This window comes from Hydrogenophaga sp. H7 (assembly GCF_002025745.1).
GTDB classification, from domain to species: Bacteria; Pseudomonadota; Gammaproteobacteria; order Burkholderiales; family Burkholderiaceae_C; genus Hydrogenophaga; species Hydrogenophaga pseudoflava.
On record NZ_MCIC01000001.1, the window covers coordinates 545,304 to 562,929 of the forward strand.

Consider the following 17,626-nt stretch of genomic DNA (forward strand, 5'->3'; position numbering starts at 1 on the left):
CCTCAGGCAAACCTTGCCATGCACACACGCAGCTGGTCCAGCCCGCGGCGGATCCAGGTCTTGACGGTGCCCAGCGGCAGCTTGAGCTGTTCGGCCAGCTCGCCGTGGCTGAGGTCGCGCAGGTAGGCCAGGCTCACCACCTCGCGCTGCCTGTTCTCCAGCCGTGTCAGGCACTGGTGCAGGGCCCAGGCCTGCTGGCTGGCCAGGCTGGTGTGCATCGGATCGGGCGTGTCGCCTTCGAGCCGGTCGGCCATGCCGTCGTCGTCGATGTCGTCGCTCAGGTGCTCGCGCTCGGCCTTGCGCCGGCGCAGCAGGTCCAGCGCGCGGCTGCGCACGATCAGGCCCATCCAGGCCATGGGCGGGCTCAGCGAGGCGCGGTAGTCGGGCGCGCTGCGCCAGATGTGCAGGAAGGTTTCCTGCAGCGCGTCCTCGGCCCACTCGTGGCGTTCCAGCACCCGCAGCGCCAGGCCGTAGAGCTTGCCGCTGGTGAGGTCGTAGAGCGACTTGAGCGCGGTCTCGTCGCGCTGCGCCACGCGGTCGAGCAGCGCCATCAGGGTGGGGTCGGTGTCCATGCGGTGGGCGGGCCTCAGTAGGTGCTGCCGGCGTCGGACTGCACCCGGCGCGGCTTGCGCGGCTGCACCAGGGTGGGGACGTTCACCGTGGTGACCGGCTGCACCTGCAGCGCGACGCTGGCCTGGTCGACCAGCTGGTCCGGATGCCAGACCCGCAGCTGCATCGCGCCCTCGGGCACCTGGGGCAGGGTGGCGGTGCCGTCGGCGGATGTCTTGGCGGCCCAGGGCGTGGACGCCACGTAGACGAAGCCGCGCATCGAGCCGTGCAGGTGGCAGCCGAGCTGGATCGGCCCGGCCTTCTCCAGCGTGACTTCGCTGCTGGGAGGCGTCTGCCCCTGCACACGTCCCGCCAGCCGGAACTCGAAGGCGGTGGTGCCTGCGGACAGGAGGCTGGGCGTGCCGCCCTTGACGTGGTGGTCCCATCGGTCGAGGTTGGAGAAGCGGATCTTCGAGCCGACCGGCACCAGGCTGAGCACCGGGTCGAACTGCATCTTCTCCTGCGTCACCGTCTGGTTGATCGGCTGCGCCGCCGGCACCGGCTGGCCGGCGGCCGGCTCCAGCACCACCACCGCGTCGGGCAGCGGCTTGCCGTCGCGGGCGAGCACGGTGACCTGCACGGTGGCGGCCTGCGCCGCAGAAAGGCCGGCCAGCAGGCAGGCGGCCAGAAGGGGGGCGTGGCGCATGGGGTCTCCTGGTTTATCGGACGTTGATCACGTCGCGGTGCATCGGGGCCAGCAGCGCGAGCAACTGATTCTGCCGGGCAAACGGAATCCCGCGGGCGTCCATGCTCATTTGCAGCACCTCGACCAGCGCGTTGAAGTCGGCGCGGGTCACGTCCATGTTGCTGTGGGCTTCCTTCATGTCGGGGCCGTTGTAGACGCAGGGGCCGCCGGCGAGCTGGCAGATCTGGTCGGTCAGCTGCTTGGCGAGGTTGGCACCGTTCGCGTCCTTGAAGGCCTCGGCCAGCCGAGCGTCGGCCTTGAGGCGGTTGACGAAGTCGTTCATCAGGGTGCGCAGGCCGGTCTGGCCGCCCAGGGCGTCGTACAGACCAGGGGCCGGCGCCACCGGGTAGGCCGATGCGGCCGAGGGCGCCAGCGGCTTGTCCATGGACTGGGCGCCTGCCGGCGCGCCGATGAGGGCCAGCAGCGAGAGGGCGGAGAGGGTGATGAGCTGTTTCATGGTGGTGGTGACTTGTTTGGGTGGGCGTTCAGAACGCGAACTGGGCCGAGAGGTAGGTGCCGGTCTGCTTCTTGCCTTTCGTGGTGGCCGGCACGACGGTGCCCAGATCTACATAGGCCAGGGTGAGCGAGACGTTTTTGCTGGGCGCCCAGGCGATGAAGATGTCTTTCCAGTCGCCGGCGCGCAGGCCGTCGCCCAGACCGGCCGCGGCACCGGCCTTGTTCAGCTTGTCGGGCATGGCGCGGTACTCGAAGCCGACCGCCAGGTTGTTGCGCAGCAGGTAGGCCACCGAGAGTTCGGGCATCAGCTCGACGCCGTTGTCGGCGCCGCCGAGCGTGGCGCCGTGGCCCAGCAGGCCGCCCTGGTTGGCCTTGGTGGCGCGCAGCGTTCCGTTGACCAGCAGGCCCTGGGCCAGGAACAGCTTGGTGGCGCTGACGTAGATGTCGGTGCCCGAGCGCTTGGCGCCCAGGGCGGACAGCGTGCTGTCCAGTCCGGTGGAGCCCAGGCGCTTGGCCATCACGCCAACCGCAATCTGCGGCATCAGCGTGTCGCTGTCGAGGATGGCGTCGCCCGCCACGCGGAACTTGGCGCCGACGATGTCCTGTTTCAGCTTCAGGCCCGGCAGGCCCAGCAGGGTGCCGGTGATGCCGGTGTCGAAGTCCTGCCGCGCCACGGACAGCTCCACCCGGTCGTTGATGCCGACCGCGGCGCCGAAGGCGTTGAGCTTGTAGTCCTGCGTGCGCGCATGGCTGAGGTGGGCCGAAAAGCCGGTCTGGCCGGCGCTCGCCTGGCTGCCGATCACGGCCCAGGGCGAGAGGCCACCGCCGGCCGCGCCGTCGATGGTGCTGACGCCGCCGGTCAGCAGCAGCTTGCCGGTGTCGGCGTGGGCGGGCGCATGGGCCAGCAGGGCGGCGGTGGCGGCCAGGGCGAGCAGGTGGCGGACAGGGTGCCGGCGCAGTGGGGAGTGGAAGGTGTGGGGCATGGTGGTGGGATGTGATGGGGAAAAGGTGCCGGTCGCTGAACAGACCCGACCTTCCCTGTACGCGGCCACCGGGCCAGTGGATTCAGGCGCGGCATACCCACAAGAAATTTGTGGGTTTCTGAATCCGCTGCGGGAGCGGCCTGCGTATCCGGTCCGTCGGTGCTGATTTCTCGACCGGCGCTGTTTCCCTCACCCACCACACAAGGACCCCACCATGTCGAACATCATCCTTCCCGCTTCCGAACTCGTCGGCCCGCCCGCCTCGCGCCGCAGCTTCATGCGCCGCGGCGGTGCGCTCTCGGCCGTGGCCGTGGCCCTGCTGGCCGGCAAGGACACCCTGGCCCAGGGTATGTCCGCCGATGTGTCCAAGGATGTGTCCATCCTCAACGTGGCGCTCGGCCTGGAGCACGAGGCCATCAACGCCTACCAGCTGGGTGCGGGCAGCGGGCTGCTGCAGAAGCCGGTGCTGGACGTGGCCGTGAGCTTCCAGGGGCACCACAAGGCGCACCGCGACGCGCTGATCGCCACCATCCAGAAGCTGGGCGGCACGCCGGTGGCCGAGAAGAAGCTGGACGACTACGCCAAGGCGCTCAAGGCCGACACGCTGCGCAACCAGGCCGACGTGCTGGACCTGGCGGCGCGGCTGGAGCTGGGCGCTACCAACGCCTACCTGGGCGTGATCCCCTCGCTCGGCAGCAAGGACCTGGCCAAGGTGGCCGCGCGCCTGGCGGCCGACGAGACCATGCACTTCACCGTGCTGACCAACGCCCTGGGCCGTCCGCTGCCCGGCGGCGCCCTGAGCTTCGGCGCCTGATGGCCATGTCGTTGCGCCGCGCCGCGCTCGCGCTGGGTCTGCTGGCCGCCGCCTGGCCGGCGGCCCAGGCCCAGTCGGGCGATGTGGCGCGTGGCCGCGGGCTGTTCGAGTCGCGCTGCGGCGGCTGCCACAGCCTGGACGACGACCGCGTCGGTCCCGCGCTGGGCACCGTGGCCGGCCGCGTGGCGGGCAAGAAGGCGGACTTTGCCTACTCCGCCGCGCTGGCCGCCGCCACCCACGTCTGGACGCCCGAGAAGCTGCAGGCCTGGCTGACCGACCCCGAGACCCTGGTGCCCGGCCAGGCCATGGGCTACCGGCTGTCCGAGGCGGCCGACCGGCGCGACGTCGTCGCTTTCCTGCAATCCCTCGCCACGGGCCAGCCGGCCCGCTGAGTGCCGTTCACCCACCTATATAGATACACACAGGAGCTGTTCCATGTTCTCCCGCTTCACCACCACCGCACTGGGCGGCGCCGCCGTCCTCGCTCTCTCCGCCTGCGCCAGCGGCCCCACCATGGCCCCGTTCTCGCAGGCCGATCTGCCGGCCGCGGTGCAGGTGCCCGCAGGCCACCGCGTGGCCTTCGAGACCGCCGCCGCCGGCGACATCACCTACCAGTGCCAGGCCAAGAAGAACATGGCCGGCCAGTACGAGTGGGTGTTCATGAGCCCCGACGCCGGCCTCAAGGGCCGCAAGGGCGAGCGCCTGGGCAAGTACTACGGCCCGCCCGCCACCTGGGACTTCAACGATGGCTCCAAGGTGAGCGGTGCGCAGCTGGCGGTGGCGCCCAACGGCAGCGGCAACATCCCGCTGCAGCTGGTCAGGGCCAACCCGGCCATGGGCAGCGGCATGGCCCAGGGCGTGAGCCACATCCAGCGCGTGGCGACCAAGGGCGGCGTGGCGCCGGCCGCGCCCTGCGATGCGTCGACCATGGGCAGCAAGCGCGTGGTCACTTACACGGCCGACTACATCTTCTGGAAGCCGGCGTGAGCCGGCGTCAGATCGAGCGGCAGTAGGCTTCGAGCAGGTTGACCGCGTTGACGCCGACCTCGTCCACCGCGTAGCCGCCTTCGAAGGTGAACACGGTGGGCAGGCTGGCGGCGGCCAGCAGGCGGCCGACGGTGTCGTAGTCGCTGCTCTCCAGCGTGAAGCCGGAGATCGGGTCGCCCTTGAAAGTGTCCATGCCCATGGGCACCACCAAGGCGTCGGCGCCGAAGTCTTCTACCGCCTCGATGGCGGTGTCCAGCGCGGCGCACCAGGCGGCGAAGCCGGTGCCGCGCGGCAGCGGGATGTTGAGGTTGAAGCCTTCGCCCGCACCCGCGCCGCGTTCGTTGGCATGGCCCAGGAAGAAGGGGTATTCGGTCGCCGGGTCACCATGGATGGAGACCGTCATCACGTCGGCGCGCTCGTAGAAGATGGTCTGCGTGCCGTTGCCATGGTGGTAGTCGATGTCCAGCACGGCCACCTTGGCGTGGCCTAGGTCGCGCAAGGCCTGCGCGGCGATGGCACCGTTGTTCAGGAAGCAGTAGCCGCCGAAGAAGTCCGGCCCGGCGTGGTGGCCCGGCGGGCGGGTCAGCGCAAACGCCGCGCGGGCGCCGCCGTGCACCTCGCGCGCGGCGGCCACGGCACAGGCAGCACCGGCCCGCGCGGCGGTCCAGGTGCCGGCCATCAGCGGCGAGCCCGAATCGAACGAGAACAGGCCCAGCCGCGCAGCAAAGTTCTGCGGCAGCACATCGGTGCGGAAGGCGTGCTTGTTGCCCAGCGGCCAGACCGAGGGCAGGGCGTCGCGCTGCGCGTTCGCCGGGTCCATCGCCACCCACTCGTCCCAGGCGCCGGCCAGGAACTGCGTGTAGCGCGCGTCGTGCACGCGGGCGATGGCGGCGTCCAGATCGGTGTCGCCCACCTCCGGCAGGAACAGCCCGCCCTGCGAACGACGCTGCAGCTCGGCCAGCACGTAGTCCAGCCGCGCGGGCACCTCGTGACAGTGCACCATGCGGCCACGGAACATCTCTTCGCGCCCCTGGTGCAGGGCGTGGTGGGGGTTGTGGAAGGTCTTCATGCGCGACAGTGTCCCACTCTGCGGCGCCGAAGGCTATATTGCGCGAGCACACTTTTGCCGTCACCCAGAGGTTCACCATGTCGTCCGGAAAAATCCTCGTCGCCCAGGGCGGTGGCCCCACCGCCGTGATCAACCAGTCCCTCGTGGGCGTGGCGCTGGAGGCGCGGCGCTTCCAGAACGTGCAACGCATCTACGGCGCGCGCCACGGCGTGCGCGGCATCGTCGACGAGAACTTCGTCGACCTCACGCAGGAGACCAGCCACAACCTCGAAGCCGTGGCGCGCACGCCGGCCTCGGCGCTCGGCTCCACGCGAGACAAGCCCGACCTGGCCTACTGCCAGGAGATCTTCAAGGTGCTCAAGGCGCACGAGATCGAGCACTTCTTCTACATCGGCGGCAACGACTCGTCGGACACGGTGCGCATCGTCAGCGAGGAGGCGCGCAAGGCCGGCTACCCGCTGCGCAGCATCCACATCCCCAAGACCATCGACAACGACCTGGTGGGCAACGACCACACGCCGGGTTTTCCGTCGGCGGCGCGCTTCGTGGCGCAGGCGTTTGCGGGGGCGAACCTGGACAACGCGGCCCTGCCAGGGGTGTACGTGGGCGTGGTGATGGGGCGGCACGCCGGCTTCCTCACGGCCGCGTCGGCCCTGGGCAAGAAGTTTCCCGACGACGGCCCGCACCTGATCTACGTGCCCGAGCGGGTGTTCGATATCCCGAAGTTCCTGGCCGACGTGAAGACCATGTACGAGCGCCACGGCCGCTGCGTGATCGCGGTCAGCGAAGGCATCCACGACGCCTCGGGCCAGCCCATCATCACCCAGCTGGCCAAGGACGTGGAGAAGGACGCGCATGGCAACGTGCAGCTCAGTGGCACCGGCGCGCTGGCCGACCTGCTGTGCGAGGAGATCAAGGCCAAGCTGGGCATCAAGCGCGTGCGCGGCGACACCTTCGGCTACCTGCAGCGCAGCTTCATCGGCTGCGTGAGCGACGTGGACCAGCGCGAGGCGCGCGAGGTGGGCGAGAAAGCGGTGCAGTTCGCGATGTGGGGCAAGGTGGACGGATCGGTGGCGATCAAGCGCACCGGCTTTTACTCGGCCGACTACGAGCTGCTGCCGCTGGAGGCGGTGGCGGGCAAGACCCGCACCATGGAGGATGAGTTCATCGCGCCCAGCGGCACCGACGTGACCGACGCCTTCCGGCTCTACCTGCGCCCGCTGCTGGGTTCGGACATGCCCGACGCCTTCCGCCTGCGCTACAACCCGGTGGCCAAGGTCCTGCGGCCCTGAGCGGTGCTGACCTGGGTCAAGGCGGCGGGTGGCCACAGCGGCGACACTGTGCGCCTCTGTCGACCGACCGATGCCCATGACCGCCGCTGTCCGATCCACCGCCATGCTCGCTGCCGCCGCAGCCCCCTCCCGCCACCGGCCGCACGAAGACGTGCAGGCCCTGCTCACCGGCACCCTGTTCGTCGGCCTGGGCGTGGTGCTGTTCGGCCACGTCGGCCTGCTCAGTGGCGGCACGGCGGGGCTGGCCTTTCTGCTGCACTACGCGACCGGCGTGAGCTTCAGCGTCTGGTTCTTCCTCATCAACCTGCCGTTTTACTGGCTGGCCTGGCGCCGCATGGGCGCGCCGTTCGCGCTCAAGACCTTTGCGGCGGTGGGGCTGCTCTCGCTCTGGGCCTACCTGATCCCGCGCTGGATATCCATCGGCGCACTGGCCCCGGGCTTTGCCGCGGTGGCGGGCGGGCTGCTGGTGGGTGCGGGCATGCTGATGCTGTTCCGCCACCGGGCCAGCCTGGGTGGTTTCAACGTGCTGGTGCTGTACCTGCAGGAGCGTTTCGGCTGGCGCGCGGGGCACATCCAGATGGGGCTGGACTGCGCCATCGTGCTGACCGCGTTCGCGCTGCGCGAGCCGGTGCAGATCGCCTGGTCGGTGCTGGGGGCGGTGGTGCTGAACATGACGCTGGCGATCAACCACCGGCCGGGCCGGTACATGGCTGTATGAGGGGGCCCCCCCTGCGCCGCTTCGCGGCTTCCCCCCGGAGGGGGGACGCACCCTGTGGCCCGGCGAAGCCGGTTCCACGGGTGCCCTGGTCTCTCTTCGCTCCGCTGTTTTTTGTGTTCGGCGCTTCGCTTGCGCTCGCACAGTCGCCTGCTTCCACGTCGTCCGCTGCTTCGGGTTTTCGTCCCCGGTTCAACGTGGCCTATGAGGCGCGGGTGACGCGGGTGCCGGATGGGGACACCTTGTGGGTGAAGCCGCTGGCGGGTGGGACGTACCGCAAGCTGCGGCTGGACGGGGTGGATGCACCGGAGATCTGCCAGGACGGCGGTGTGGCGTCTCGCGAGGCGCTGGCCGGGCGTCTGCTGGAGCAGACGGTGACGGTGACCGAACGGCGGCGCGACGACTACGGGCGGGCGCTGGTGCGGCTGAAGCACCGGGGCGACGATGTGGCGGGCTGGCTGGTGCGCGAGGGCTGGGCCTGGTCGTACCGCTGGCGGCACAGCGACGGGCCGTTCGCCATCGAAGAGGTATTGGCACGCAAGGACCGCAAAGGCATCTTCGCGTCGGTGGGTGCCGAGAACCCGCGGGATTTCCGCAAGCGCCACGGGCCGTGCCCGATGCCGGCGCGCAGCAGCGCGAAGGATCAGCCGGCGCGCTGAGCGCAGACTGCGCAGTGCGGCTGGCGCGGCAGGGCGATGGTGTTGAAGGCCAGATCGCGGCCATCGATCATCAGCAACTGACCGGTCAGGCGCGAGCCCAGGCCGCTGAGGATCTTGAGCGCCTCGGCCGCCTGCATGGTGCCCACGATGCCCACCAGCGGCGCGAACACGCCCATGGTGGCGCAGCGCACCTCTTCCACCCCGGCGTCCTCGGGGAACACGCAGGCGTAGCAGGGTGAGTCGGCGTCGCGCGGGTCGTACACCGCCAGCTGCCCGTCCATGCGGATCGCGGCGCCCGAGACCAGCGGCACGCCGTGGCGCACGCAGGCGCGGTTGACCATGTGGCGGGTGGCGAAGTTGTCGCAGCAGTCGATCACCACATCGACACCGGGCAGCAACTGGTCCAGCAGTGCGTCGTCGGCGCGCTGTACCAGGGCCGCGACCTGCGGGTCGGGGTTGATGGCAGCGATCGCGTGGCGCACCGACTCGGCCTTGGGCGTGCCCAGGCGTTCGAGGTTGTGCGCGATCTGGCGCTGCAGGTTGGTGGCGTCCACCTCGTCGTCGTCGATCACGGTGATGCGCCCGACGCCGGCGCTGCCCAGGTAGAGCGCCACCGGCGACCCCAGGCCGCCGGCACCGATCACCAGGGCGTGCGACGCCAGCAGCTTCTCCTGGCCTTCGATGCCCAGCTCTTCGAGCAGGATGTGGCGCGAGTAGCGCAGGAGCTGCTGGTCGTCCAAGATCGCGTCGCCGACCCGTTCACCGGGGCGGTGATCAGTTCTCTTTCTTCTCTTCGGGGCGCTCGGTCAGGGTCTTGCTGACCAGCACCGGACGGCCCTTGAGCTTGTTGAGCGCCTGCTGCAGCTGGAAGTCCTTGTCGCTGCCGAATTCCGGCACCAGGCGCTGGCCCGGGTTCTTCTTGGACTCTTCTTCCAGCCGCTTGCGGGCCTGCTCACGTTCCTGGTCGCGCTGCTGTTCGGCGGCGCGCTGGGCATCGGTCATCGGCTCGCCGGCCTTGGCCTCTTCGCCATTGGTCAGGTGTTTGGTCAGGTCGGCCTCACGGGTGCGCAGAGCGGCGAACACATTGCCCTCGGGCGTTTCGTCGACCATCACGTCGGGCACGATGCCCTTGGCCTGGATCGACTTGCCGGCCGGCGTGTAGTAGCGCGCGGTCGTGAGTTTCAGGCCCGTGTCGGGGCCCAGCGGGCGCACGGTCTGCACCGAGCCCTTGCCGAAAGTCTGGCTGCCCAGGATGGTGCCGCGCTTGTGGTCCTGCAGCGCGCCGGCGACGATCTCGCTGGCCGAGGCCGAGCCTTCGTTGACCAGCACCACCAGCGGCACGTTCTTGAGCGCGCCGTTGGTCGTCTTGGTCAGGCGGGCGATCGGGTCCGGGCCACCCCGGCGCAGGTAGTGCTGCGGGTTGGCGGTGTAGGTGAACTTGCTGTCGGCAAGCTGCCCATTGGTCGAGACCACGGTCACGTTCTCGGGCAGGAAGGCCGCCGACAGCGCGACGGCGGCGTCCAGCAGGCCGCCCGGGTCGTTGCGCAGGTCCAGCACCAGGCCCTTGAGCGGGCCGGCCTTGTACAGCTCCTCGACCTTGCGCGCGAAGTCCTCGACCGTGCGGTCCTGGAACTGCGAGACACGCACCCAGGCGTAGCCGGGTTCAACCAGTTTGCTCTTGACGCTCTGGGTCTTGATCTCTTCACGGGTAATCGTGACCGGGAAGCTGCGGTTCTCGTCCTTGCGGAAGATGGTCAGCAGCACCTTGGTGCGCGGCTCGCCGCGCATGAGCTTGACGGCGTCGTTGATGGACAGGCCCTTGACGGCGGTGTCGTCGATCTTGGTGATCAGGTCGCCAGACTTGAGGCCGGCGCGGAAGGCGGGTGAGTCCTCGATGGGGGACACGACCTTGACCACGCCGTCTTCCATGGTGATTTCGATGCCCACGCCGACAAACCGGCCACTGGTGCCCTCGCGGAATTCCTTGAAGGACTTCTTGTCGAAGTACTGGGAGTGTGGGTCCAGGCTGGAGACCATGCCCGAAATCGCCTCGGAGATCAGCTTCTTCTCGTCGACCGGTTCGACGTAATCGGTCTTGACCATGCCGAACACGGCGGCGAGCTGCTGCAGCTCCTCCAGCGGCAGGGGGGCGAGCGAGCCGCGCGCCACCGCCTGAAGCTGCACCGTGGTCAGCGCACCGGCCACGGCGCCTGCGGCCACCCAGCCGACGATCTTCAGCTTCTGATTCACTTGCTTGCCCATCCATTCACCCCGAAAAAAGCGCTGGCCCGGGCGGTTGCGCCGCGGGCCTGCAAACCAATATACACCTAGGAGTCAAGCCTTGTGATTCGGTTCCGCCCGGGCGGTTCAGCGTTTGCCCTGAGCGGCCACGGCAGCGGCGGCCTTGGCGGCTGCTTCGGCGTCGCCCAGGTAGTAGCTCTTGATGGGCTTGAGGTCGGCGTCCAGTTCGTAGACCAGCGGGATGCCGTTGGGGATGTTCACCCCCACGATGTCGGCGTCGCCGATGTTGTCCAGGTACTTGACCAGGGCGCGGATCGAGTTGCCGTGGGCGGCGATCACGATGCGCTGGCCGGCCTTGATGGCGGGCGCCAGCGAGTCGTTCCAGCAGGGCAGCACGCGGGCGACGGTGTCTTTCAGGCATTCCGTCAGCGGCACGGCGTCGGCCGGCAGCTTGGCATAGCGCAGGTCCTGGCGCTGGCCGCGCGGGTCGTTGGCCTCCAGGGCGGGCGGCGGGGTGTCGTAGCTGCGGCGCCAGATCAGCACCTGCTCGTCGCCGTACTGCTTGGCCATGTCGGCCTTGTTCAGGCCCTGCAGGCCACCGTAGTGGCGCTCGTTCAGGCGCCAGTCCTTGACCACCGGCAGCCAGCTGCGGTCCATCTCGTCCAGGCAGTAGTTCAGCGTGTGGATGGCGCGCTTGAGCACCGAGGTGTAGGCGATGTCGAACTCGTAGCCCTCGGCCTTGAGCAGCTTGCCGGCGGACATGGCCTGGGAGACGCCGGTGGGGGTCAGCTCCACGTCGGTCCAGCCGGTGAAGCGGTTTTCGAGGTTCCAGGTGGATTCGCCGTGGCGGATCAGGACGAGCTTGTGCATGGGCGTGAGGGCGTTGGGAGCAGGAAAAAGGGGCATGGAGGCTGGCCGGACCGCGCCGGACAGCCTCACATTCTAAAATCCCAGGCTTGTCTGACCTGAAAGGTGCTTCGTGAGTTTTTTTCTCGACAACTGGATGCTGTTTGCCATCGCCCTGGCCTCGGGCGGGATGTTGATGTTTCCCGCCCTGACCTCGGGCGGCGGCGCGGCGGGCCTGACCCCCGCCGAAGTGGTGCAGCTGATCAACCGTGAGAAAGCCGCGGTGGTGGACGTGTGCGGGCCCGATGAGTTCGCGGCCGGGCACGTGACCGGTGCGAAGAACGTGCCGCTGCCCGAGCTGGAGGCCAAGCTGGCTGGTGTGGTGAAGAACAAGAACCTGCCGCTGGTGCTGGTCTGTGCGTCCGGCATGCGCTCCAAGCGCGCGGTGTCGATCGCCAAGAAGCTGGGCTACGAGAACGCCCATTCGCTGACCGGTGGCATGGGCGCCTGGCGCACCGCCAACCTGCCGGTCGAAAAGGCCTGAAACGGAGCGCACCATGGCCCACGTGAAGATCTATTCCAGCGACTATTGCCCGTACTGCAGCCGTGCCAAGGCCCTGCTGGCGCAGCGCGGCGTCACCGACTACGAGGAGATCGTGGTGGACGGCCGGCCCGAGGTGCGCGCCCAGATGACGCAGATCACCGGACGCACCAGCGTGCCGCAGATCTTCATCGGGCAGACGCACGTGGGCGGTTGCGACGACCTCCACGCACTGGACCGCCAGGGCGGTCTGGAGCCGCTGCTGCGGGGCTGAGCGCGTTGCCGCACTGCTGAGATAATCCGCCCTCGGGCCCGCTGCGGGAGACTTCCCGGGCGGGCCCTGTTCATTCCTGAATCATCCGAAAGCTCTTATGGCCGACCAAGATCCCGTTTTCCAGATCCAGCGCGTCTACCTCAAGGAGGCGTCCCTGGAGCAGCCCAATTCCCCGGCCATCCTGCTGGAACAGGAGCAGCCCTCGGTCGACATCCAGCTGGGCGTGGAAGCCACCCCTGCCGCCGAAGGCGTGTACGAAGTGGCCGTGACCGCCACGGTTCAGACCAAGATCAAGGACAAGACCGTGTTCTTGGTCGAGGTCAAGCAGGCCGGCATCTTCGAGATCCGCCACCTGCCGGAAGACCAGATGGGCCCGATCATGGGCATCGCCTGCCCGCAGATCGTGTACCCCTACCTGCGCGGCAACGTGGCCGACCTGATCCAGCGCGCCGGTTTCCCGCCGGTGCACCTGGCCGAAATCAACTTCCAGGCCATGTACGAACAGCAGCAGGCGCAGGCCGCCGGTGCTGTCACGCAGTAAGCCAGGCCTGAACCGCAGGCGATGAACATCGTCGTTCTCGGTGCCGGTGCCTGGGGCACGGCACTGGCCATTGCGGCCGCCCGTCTGCCGGGCACTCCCCACCAGGTGACCCTGTGGGCGCGCGACGCCGCGCAGGTGGCCGCCATGCGGGCCGAGGGTGAAAACGCCCGATACCTTCAGGGCGTGACCCTGCCGCCGGCCCTGCGGCTGGCGGGTGATGCCGAGCCCTGGCCGATCGCTGCGCTGGCCGTGGCCGATCTGGTGGTGGTGGCCACGCCGATGGCCGGCCTGCGCGGCATGCTGGAGCGGCTGGCAGACCAGGGGTCGCCGGTGGCCTGGCTCTGCAAGGGTTTCGAGGCGCCTTGTGAGGGCGGCGGTTCGCCGGGCCTGCTCGGGCACGAGATTCAGGCCGCTGTGGCGCCCAGGCTGAAGGCCGGGGTGCTCAGTGGTCCCAGTTTTGCGCAGGAAGTGGCGCGCGGCCAGCCGACCGCCCTGGTGGCGGCCAGCGCCCACGCCGAGGTTCGCGACGCCCTGGTGAGCGCGTTCCACGGCCCGTCGCTGCGCATCTATGCCAATGACGATGCGGTTGGTGTCGAGGTGGGTGGTGCGGTCAAGAACGTGCTGGCGATTGCCACCGGGCTGTGCGACGGCCTGCAACTGGGGCTCAACGCGCGGGCTGCGTTGGTCACGCGCGGGCTGGCCGAGATGACCCGCCTGGGCCTGGCGCTGGGCGCGCGCGCCGACACCTTCATGGGGCTTTCGGGTCTCGGGGATCTGGTGCTGACTGCGACCGGCGACCTTTCACGCAACCGCAAGGTGGGCCAGCTGCTCGCGCAGGGGCTGAGTCTGCAGCAGGCGGTGGATTCGCTGGGGCACGTGGCGGAAGGCGTCTACAGCGCCCGCACCGTGGTGCAGCGCGCCCGGATGCTCGGCGTCGACATGCCGATCAGCGAGGGCGTGGTGGCCTTGCTCGACGGGCGATTGTTGCCCGCCCAGGCGGTCGCGGCCTTGATGGGGCGCGACCCCAAGGAAGAAACCCTCTAGATTTCGAAGTTGTCGATGAGGCGGGTGCGCCCCAGTCGGGCGGCACCCAGCACCACCATCGACTGTGGCGTCAGCGCGTCTTCCGCGCGCGGGGGCTGCAGGTCGGCGCGGCGCCGCACCGTCAGGTAGTCGGGTTGCCAGCCGCGCAGGGCCAGCGCGCGCATGGCCTGCGCTTCCAGCGCCTCGCGCTTCTCAGGCAGAGAGCCCGTCGCAGCCAGCGCGTCGCGCGCCAGCGCGCGCAGCGACATCGACAGCTGCACCGCCTCGGCGCGCTCGGCCTCGCTCAGGTAGCCGTTGCGCGAGCTGAGCGCCAGGCCGTCGGCGGCCCGCTGCGTTTCACCGGCCAGAACCTGGATCGGCATGCAGAACTGCTGCACCATGCGGCGGATCACCATCTGCTGCTGGTAGTCCTTCTTGCCGAACAGGGCGTAGCGCGGGCCTTTGGCTTCCGAGAAGACGCACTGGAACAGCTTCATCACCACGGTGCAGACGCCGATGAAGAAGCCGGGCCGGAAATGGCCTTCCAGAATGTCCGCCAGATCCGCGGGCGGCTGGATCTTGTAGCCCTGTGGCTCCGGGTACAGCTCCTTCTCGGGCGGCGCGAAGACGATGTCGCAGCCGGCCTGTTCCAGCCGGGCACAGTCGGCCTGCAGGGTGCGTGGGTAGGTGTCGAAGTCCTCGTGCGGGGCGAACTGCAGCCGGTTGACGAAGATGCTGGACACCGTCACGTCGCCCAGTGGTTGTGCCTGGCGGACCAGGTCGAGGTGGCCATCGTGGAGGTTGCCCATGGTGGGCACGAAGGCGGGGGACTGGAAGGGGGCCAGCGCGTCGCGCAGGTCGGCAATGGTGTGGACGAGTTGCATGTGAGGGGGCGGGGTGGGTCGGGTGGTGCCGCGGGGGAGGATTCACCAGGCGTGTAGCTTGTCGTCCGGGAAGCTGCCGTCCTTCACGGCGACGACATAGGCGGCCATGGCATCGCGCACGCTGGCGGCGCCATCCATGAAGTTGCGAACGAATTTGGGGTTCTTGCCCAGGTTGATGCCCAGCATGTCGTGCATCACCAGCACCTGGCCAGCCGTGCCTTTGCCGGCGCCGATGCCGATGGTGTGGCAGGTGGGCAGCGCCGCCGTGATCTCGGCGGACAGGGCTGCCGGCACCATCTCCAGCACCAGCATGGTGGCGCCGGCGTCCTGCAGCTCCAGCGCTTGCGTCCGCAGGGTGCGCGCCGCGGCTTCGTCGCGGCCTTGCACGCGGTAGCCGCCGAGCGAGTGAACGGTCTGGGGCGTCAGGCCCAGGTGGGCGCAGACCGGGACGCCGCGTTCGACCAGAAAACGGACGGTGTCGGCGGTCCAGCCACCACCTTCGAGTTTGATCATGTGGGCGCCCGCGTGCAGCAGCTGCGCCGCGCTGCGCATGGCCTGTTCCTTCGACTCGTGGTAGCTGCCAAACGGCAGATCGCCGATGACCCAGGCGGTGCCCTGCACCCGGCGCAGGCCACGCACCACGCTTTCGGTGTGGTAGACCATGGTCTCCAGCGTGACGCCGGCGGTGCTCGACAGCCCCTGACAGACCATGCCCAGTGAGTCGCCGATCAGGATGCACTCCACACCGGCGGCGTCCGCCACCGCCGCGAAGGTGGCGTCGTAGGCGGTGAGCATGGTGATTTTTTCGCCGCGGTCGCGCATTTCCTGCAGCCGGGGCAGGCTGACCGGCTTGCGCTGCGGCAGCGGAGACGCCGAGGGCAGGGTGCCGTAGGGTGTGCCGGTGGCGGGTGCTTGGGAGGCGGTCTGGCTCATGGTGATGTCCCCTCGGCGGGTGGTCGATTTGGGGCGCACTATAGTCCATCCCGCCCATTCGTTCCCGTTATGCTCCGCCCCATGAAACACCTCTCTGAATTCGATGTCTCGGACCTGGCCGAACTGGCGCGCGCCGACGTCGCGCGCGCGCTGGTCGAGGACGTCGGCGCGGGTGACCTGACCGCCGCGCTGGTCGATGCCCGCCGTCCGGCCCGGGCCCGCATCCTGGCCCGCGAAACCGCGGTGATCTGCGGTCGCCCCTGGGTAGAGGCGGCGGTGCGGGCCTGCGATCCGTCGGCGCGCCTGAGCTGGCAGGTGGAGGAAGGTGGGCGCTGTGCCGCCGACCAGGTGGTCCTGCACATCGAGGGCAACGCCCAGGCCCTGCTGACTGCCGAACGCACCGCGCTCAACTTCCTGCAACTGCTGTCCGGGGTGGCGACCAAGACGTCGGTGTTCGTGGACGCTGTGAAGGGCACGCGCGCGGCCATCGTCGACACGCGCAAGACCATCCCCGGCCTGCGCCTGGCGCAGAAGTACGCCGTCAAGACTGGCGGCGGCGTGAACCACCGCATCGGCCTGTACGACGCGGTGCTGATCAAGGAAAACCACATCGCTGCGGCGGGCGGCGTGGCCGCGGTGCTCAAGCGGGTGCAGGAAACAGCCCCTCAGGCGCGTTTCGTCGAAATCGAGGTCGAAACGCTGGGGCAGCTGGATGAGGCCCTGGCCTGCGGCGCGACCATGGTGCTGCTGGACAACATGGACATCCCGACCCTGCAGGAGGCGGTGCGCCGCAACGCCGGCCGGGCGATCCTGGAAATTTCCGGCGGCGTGAACCTGGACACGGTGCGTGCCCTTGCGGAAACCGGTGTGGACCGCATCTCCATCGGGGCCCTGACCAAGGACGTCAAGGCCACCGACTTCTCCATGCGCTTCGAAACCCTGTGAGCACCACCATGACCGCCAACGCCATCATCGACGTCGAGTACGAACAGCCGGCCTGTCCGACGAAACACGCCTGGGCTCGGGTGCCAGCCGAGCCCACGGCCAGCCAGCGCACCGAACTCAAGGAGCGCATCCGCCGACTGCTCAAGGAGCGCAATGCGGTCATGGTCTCGCACTACTACGTGCACCCGGACCTGCAGGATCTGGCCGTCGAAACCGGGGGGATCGTCAGCGACTCGCTGGAGATGGCGCGTTTCGGCCGCGACCACGCGGCGCAGACGCTGGTCGTGTCGGGGGTTCGTTTCATGGGCGAGACAGCCAAGATCCTCTCGCCCGAAAAGACCGTGCTGATGCCGGATCTGGACGCCAACTGCTCGCTCGATCTGGGCTGCCCGATCGACGAGTTCAGCGCCTTTTGCGACCAGCATCCGGACCGGACGGTGGTGGTCTACGCCAACACCAGCGCCGCTGTGAAGGCGCGCTCGGACTGGCTGGTCACCTCCAGCTGCGCGCTGGACATCGTTCGCGCACTCAAGGACAAGGGCCACAAGATCCTGTGGGCGCCCGACAAACACCTGGGCGGCTACATCCAGCGCGAAACCGGCGCTGACATGCTGATGTGGACCGGTTCCTGCATCGTGCACGATGAGTTCAAGGCCTTCGAGCTGGAGGCGCTCAAGATGGAACACCCCAAGGCCAAGGTGCTGGTGCACCCGGAAAGCCCGGCCGAGGTGGTGAAGCTCGCCGATGCGGTGGGCTCGACCTCCGGCATCCTGAAGGCGGCGCACGAGATGGACGCACCGGAATTCATCGTGGCCACCGACAACGGCATGATGCACATGCTGCGCCAGCAAAACCCGGGCAAGGTTTTCATCGAGGCGCCCACGGCCGGCAACAGCGCCACCTGCAAGAGCTGCGCACACTGCCCCTGGATGGCCATGAACGGCCTGGCGGGCGTGGCCCGCGTGCTGGAGACGGGTGAGAACCAGATTCACGTCGACCCGGCGCTGATCCCGCGCGCGCGCCTGCCCATCGACCGCATGCTGGCCTTCACGGCTGCGCACAAGGCCGGTGAGGACGCGGGTGCGCTGGTTCCCAACATCGGAGCGGCCTGATCGGGCGACCCTCCAGG

Annotated in this window: 22 protein-coding genes; 12 read left to right on the forward strand and 10 right to left on the reverse strand. The window is 68.9% G+C overall.

Going from position 1 to position 17,626, the window contains the following annotated elements; genetic code table 11:
• Nucleotides 1–2 precede the first annotated feature (2 nt).
• From BC358_RS02645 to BC358_RS02660, 4 genes are read right to left on the reverse strand one after another with little or no spacing between them, the layout of a single operon-like run.
• Nucleotides 3–572: a sigma-70 family RNA polymerase sigma factor gene (locus BC358_RS02645; RefSeq protein ID WP_079364542.1), complete on the reverse strand. Its 570-nt coding sequence runs from the start codon at nt 570–572 to the stop codon at nt 3–5.
• A 14-nt stretch (nt 573–586) separates the two neighbouring features.
• Nucleotides 587–1,255 (reverse strand): hypothetical protein, encoded by a 669-nt coding sequence (locus tag BC358_RS02650; RefSeq protein WP_079364543.1) that lies wholly within the window; start codon nt 1,253–1,255, stop codon nt 587–589.
• 13 nt (nt 1,256–1,268) lie between these two features.
• Entirely contained in the window at nt 1,269–1,751 is a 483-nt protein-coding gene (locus BC358_RS02655; protein ID WP_079364544.1) for a group 1 truncated hemoglobin, read from the reverse strand.
• A gap of 28 nt (nt 1,752–1,779) precedes the next feature.
• A complete protein-coding gene (locus tag BC358_RS02660; RefSeq protein ID WP_079364545.1) occupies nt 1,780–2,733 on the reverse strand; it encodes a DUF3034 family protein in 954 nt (317 codons plus the stop codon).
• Between the two features lie 214 nt (nt 2,734–2,947).
• On the opposite strand from BC358_RS02660, the gene BC358_RS02665 reads away from it, so the two are divergent.
• Genes BC358_RS02665 through BC358_RS02675 form a run of 3 tightly spaced genes read left to right on the forward strand, consistent with a single transcriptional unit; the run spans nt 2,948 to nt 4,534 of the window.
• A complete protein-coding gene (locus BC358_RS02665) occupies nt 2,948–3,547 on the forward strand; it encodes a ferritin-like domain-containing protein (RefSeq protein WP_066158553.1) in 600 nt (199 codons plus the stop codon).
• A gap of 5 nt (nt 3,548–3,552) precedes the next feature.
• Nucleotides 3,553–3,939, forward strand: a complete 387-nt coding sequence (locus BC358_RS02670; RefSeq protein WP_079364758.1) for a cytochrome c family protein — start codon at nt 3,553–3,555, stop codon at nt 3,937–3,939.
• A 43-nt stretch (nt 3,940–3,982) separates the two neighbouring features.
• Nucleotides 3,983–4,534 carry a DUF3455 domain-containing protein gene (locus BC358_RS02675; RefSeq protein WP_066158549.1) on the forward strand — a complete coding sequence of 184 codons (552 nt, stop codon included), beginning with the start codon at nt 3,983–3,985 and terminating at the stop codon, nt 4,532–4,534.
• A gap of 7 nt (nt 4,535–4,541) precedes the next feature.
• Here BC358_RS02675 and BC358_RS02680 read toward each other — a convergent pair whose 3' ends face one another.
• A complete protein-coding gene (locus tag BC358_RS02680; RefSeq protein WP_079364546.1) occupies nt 4,542–5,603 on the reverse strand; it encodes a histone deacetylase family protein in 1,062 nt (353 codons plus the stop codon).
• Nucleotides 5,604–5,680: 77 nt separating this feature from the next.
• Here BC358_RS02680 and BC358_RS02685 point away from each other — a divergent pair, with 77 nt between their 5' ends.
• The 3 genes from BC358_RS02685 (at nt 5,681) to BC358_RS02695 (ending at nt 8,269) form a co-directional block, all read left to right on the forward strand.
• Complete coding sequence (locus BC358_RS02685; protein WP_079364759.1) at nt 5,681–6,895, forward strand: 6-phosphofructokinase; 1,215 nt, start codon at nt 5,681–5,683, stop codon at nt 6,893–6,895.
• 76 nt (nt 6,896–6,971) lie between these two features.
• Entirely contained in the window at nt 6,972–7,613 is a 642-nt protein-coding gene (locus BC358_RS02690; protein WP_079364760.1) for a YitT family protein, read from the forward strand.
• An 80-nt stretch (nt 7,614–7,693) separates the two neighbouring features.
• Nucleotides 7,694–8,269 carry a thermonuclease family protein gene (locus BC358_RS02695; protein WP_179129993.1) on the forward strand — a complete coding sequence of 192 codons (576 nt, stop codon included), beginning with the start codon at nt 7,694–7,696 and terminating at the stop codon, nt 8,267–8,269.
• Here BC358_RS02695 and BC358_RS02700 read toward each other — a convergent pair.
• The 3 genes from BC358_RS02700 to gpmA all read right to left on the reverse strand — a co-directional run bounded on the left by BC358_RS02700 (nt 8,254) and on the right by gpmA (nt 11,380).
• Entirely contained in the window at nt 8,254–9,009 is a 756-nt protein-coding gene (locus BC358_RS02700; protein WP_066158541.1) for a molybdopterin-synthase adenylyltransferase MoeB, read from the reverse strand. The two genes, BC358_RS02695 and BC358_RS02700, sit on opposite strands and share 16 nt — an antisense overlap.
• A gap of 34 nt (nt 9,010–9,043) precedes the next feature.
• Nucleotides 9,044–10,519, reverse strand: coding sequence for a S41 family peptidase (locus BC358_RS02705; protein WP_143434140.1), 1,476 nt, complete (start codon nt 10,517–10,519; stop codon nt 9,044–9,046).
• A 117-nt stretch (nt 10,520–10,636) separates the two neighbouring features.
• A complete protein-coding gene (gpmA, locus tag BC358_RS02710; protein WP_066158861.1) occupies nt 10,637–11,380 on the reverse strand; it encodes a 2,3-diphosphoglycerate-dependent phosphoglycerate mutase in 744 nt (247 codons plus the stop codon).
• A 109-nt stretch (nt 11,381–11,489) separates the two neighbouring features.
• Between gpmA and BC358_RS02715 the strand changes: the two genes are divergently transcribed.
• The 4 genes from BC358_RS02715 to BC358_RS02730 all read left to right on the forward strand — a co-directional run bounded on the left by BC358_RS02715 (nt 11,490) and on the right by BC358_RS02730 (nt 13,756).
• Nucleotides 11,490–11,900: a rhodanese-like domain-containing protein gene (locus BC358_RS02715; protein WP_066158536.1), complete on the forward strand. Its 411-nt coding sequence runs from the start codon at nt 11,490–11,492 to the stop codon at nt 11,898–11,900.
• A gap of 13 nt (nt 11,901–11,913) precedes the next feature.
• On the forward strand, nt 11,914–12,171 hold the full coding sequence (gene grxC, locus BC358_RS02720) for a glutaredoxin 3 (protein ID WP_066255680.1): 258 nt from the start codon (nt 11,914–11,916) through the stop codon (nt 12,169–12,171).
• A 97-nt stretch (nt 12,172–12,268) separates the two neighbouring features.
• Complete coding sequence (gene secB / locus BC358_RS02725; RefSeq protein ID WP_079364549.1) at nt 12,269–12,712, forward strand: protein-export chaperone SecB; 444 nt, start codon at nt 12,269–12,271, stop codon at nt 12,710–12,712.
• 21 nt (nt 12,713–12,733) lie between these two features.
• Nucleotides 12,734–13,756 (forward strand): NAD(P)H-dependent glycerol-3-phosphate dehydrogenase, encoded by a 1,023-nt coding sequence (locus BC358_RS02730; RefSeq protein ID WP_079364550.1) that lies wholly within the window; start codon nt 12,734–12,736, stop codon nt 13,754–13,756.
• On the opposite strand, the gene panC is transcribed toward BC358_RS02730, so the two are convergent.
• Nucleotides 13,753–14,619 (reverse strand): pantoate--beta-alanine ligase, encoded by an 867-nt coding sequence (gene panC / locus BC358_RS02735; protein WP_079364551.1) that lies wholly within the window; start codon nt 14,617–14,619, stop codon nt 13,753–13,755. The genes BC358_RS02730 and panC overlap by 4 nt on opposite strands.
• 42 nt (nt 14,620–14,661) lie before the next feature.
• Nucleotides 14,662–15,552, reverse strand: coding sequence for a 3-methyl-2-oxobutanoate hydroxymethyltransferase (gene panB / locus BC358_RS02740; protein ID WP_079364552.1), 891 nt, complete (start codon nt 15,550–15,552; stop codon nt 14,662–14,664).
• An 81-nt stretch (nt 15,553–15,633) separates the two neighbouring features.
• Here panB and nadC point away from each other — a divergent pair, with 81 nt between their 5' ends.
• Both nadC and nadA read left to right on the forward strand, forming a co-directional pair.
• The gene (gene nadC / locus BC358_RS02745; protein ID WP_079364553.1) at nt 15,634–16,497 is read left to right on the forward strand and encodes a carboxylating nicotinate-nucleotide diphosphorylase; all 864 of its coding nucleotides are present in this window, start codon (nt 15,634–15,636) and stop codon (nt 16,495–16,497) included.
• A gap of 8 nt (nt 16,498–16,505) precedes the next feature.
• Entirely contained in the window at nt 16,506–17,609 is a 1,104-nt protein-coding gene (gene nadA / locus BC358_RS02750) for a quinolinate synthase NadA (RefSeq protein ID WP_079364761.1), read from the forward strand.
• The last annotated feature ends 17 nt before the right edge of the window (nt 17,610–17,626 follow it).

What these genes read in the sequence shown, in the direction of transcription:
- BC358_RS02645 (WP_079364542.1), bottom strand. Translation starts at nt 572, where the DNA reads ATGGACACCGACCCCACCCTGATGGCGCTGCTCGACCGCGTGGCGCAG.
- BC358_RS02670 (WP_079364758.1), top strand. Translation starts at nt 3,553, where the DNA reads ATGTCGTTGCGCCGCGCCGCGCTCGCGCTGGGTCTGCTGGCCGCCGCC.
- BC358_RS02660 (WP_079364545.1), bottom strand. Translation starts at nt 2,733, where the DNA reads ATGCCCCACACCTTCCACTCCCCACTGCGCCGGCACCCTGTCCGCCAC.
- BC358_RS02680 (WP_079364546.1), bottom strand. Translation starts at nt 5,603, where the DNA reads ATGAAGACCTTCCACAACCCCCACCACGCCCTGCACCAGGGGCGCGAA.
- gpmA (WP_066158861.1), bottom strand. Translation starts at nt 11,380, where the DNA reads ATGCACAAGCTCGTCCTGATCCGCCACGGCGAATCCACCTGGAACCTC.
- BC358_RS02730 (WP_079364550.1), top strand. Translation starts at nt 12,734, where the DNA reads ATGAACATCGTCGTTCTCGGTGCCGGTGCCTGGGGCACGGCACTGGCC.
- nadA (WP_079364761.1), top strand. Translation starts at nt 16,506, where the DNA reads ATGACCGCCAACGCCATCATCGACGTCGAGTACGAACAGCCGGCCTGT.
- panB (WP_079364552.1), bottom strand. Translation starts at nt 15,552, where the DNA reads ATGAGCCAGACCGCCTCCCAAGCACCCGCCACCGGCACACCCTACGGC.
- panC (WP_079364551.1), bottom strand. Translation starts at nt 14,619, where the DNA reads ATGCAACTCGTCCACACCATTGCCGACCTGCGCGACGCGCTGGCCCCC.
- BC358_RS02690 (WP_079364760.1), top strand. Translation starts at nt 6,972, where the DNA reads ATGACCGCCGCTGTCCGATCCACCGCCATGCTCGCTGCCGCCGCAGCC.
- BC358_RS02650 (WP_079364543.1), bottom strand. Translation starts at nt 1,255, where the DNA reads ATGCGCCACGCCCCCCTTCTGGCCGCCTGCCTGCTGGCCGGCCTTTCT.
- BC358_RS02665 (WP_066158553.1), top strand. Translation starts at nt 2,948, where the DNA reads ATGTCGAACATCATCCTTCCCGCTTCCGAACTCGTCGGCCCGCCCGCC.
- BC358_RS02655 (WP_079364544.1), bottom strand. Translation starts at nt 1,751, where the DNA reads ATGAAACAGCTCATCACCCTCTCCGCCCTCTCGCTGCTGGCCCTCATC.
- secB (WP_079364549.1), top strand. Translation starts at nt 12,269, where the DNA reads ATGGCCGACCAAGATCCCGTTTTCCAGATCCAGCGCGTCTACCTCAAG.
- BC358_RS02685 (WP_079364759.1), top strand. Translation starts at nt 5,681, where the DNA reads ATGTCGTCCGGAAAAATCCTCGTCGCCCAGGGCGGTGGCCCCACCGCC.
- BC358_RS02675 (WP_066158549.1), top strand. Translation starts at nt 3,983, where the DNA reads ATGTTCTCCCGCTTCACCACCACCGCACTGGGCGGCGCCGCCGTCCTC.
- nadC (WP_079364553.1), top strand. Translation starts at nt 15,634, where the DNA reads ATGAAACACCTCTCTGAATTCGATGTCTCGGACCTGGCCGAACTGGCG.
- grxC (WP_066255680.1), top strand. Translation starts at nt 11,914, where the DNA reads ATGGCCCACGTGAAGATCTATTCCAGCGACTATTGCCCGTACTGCAGC.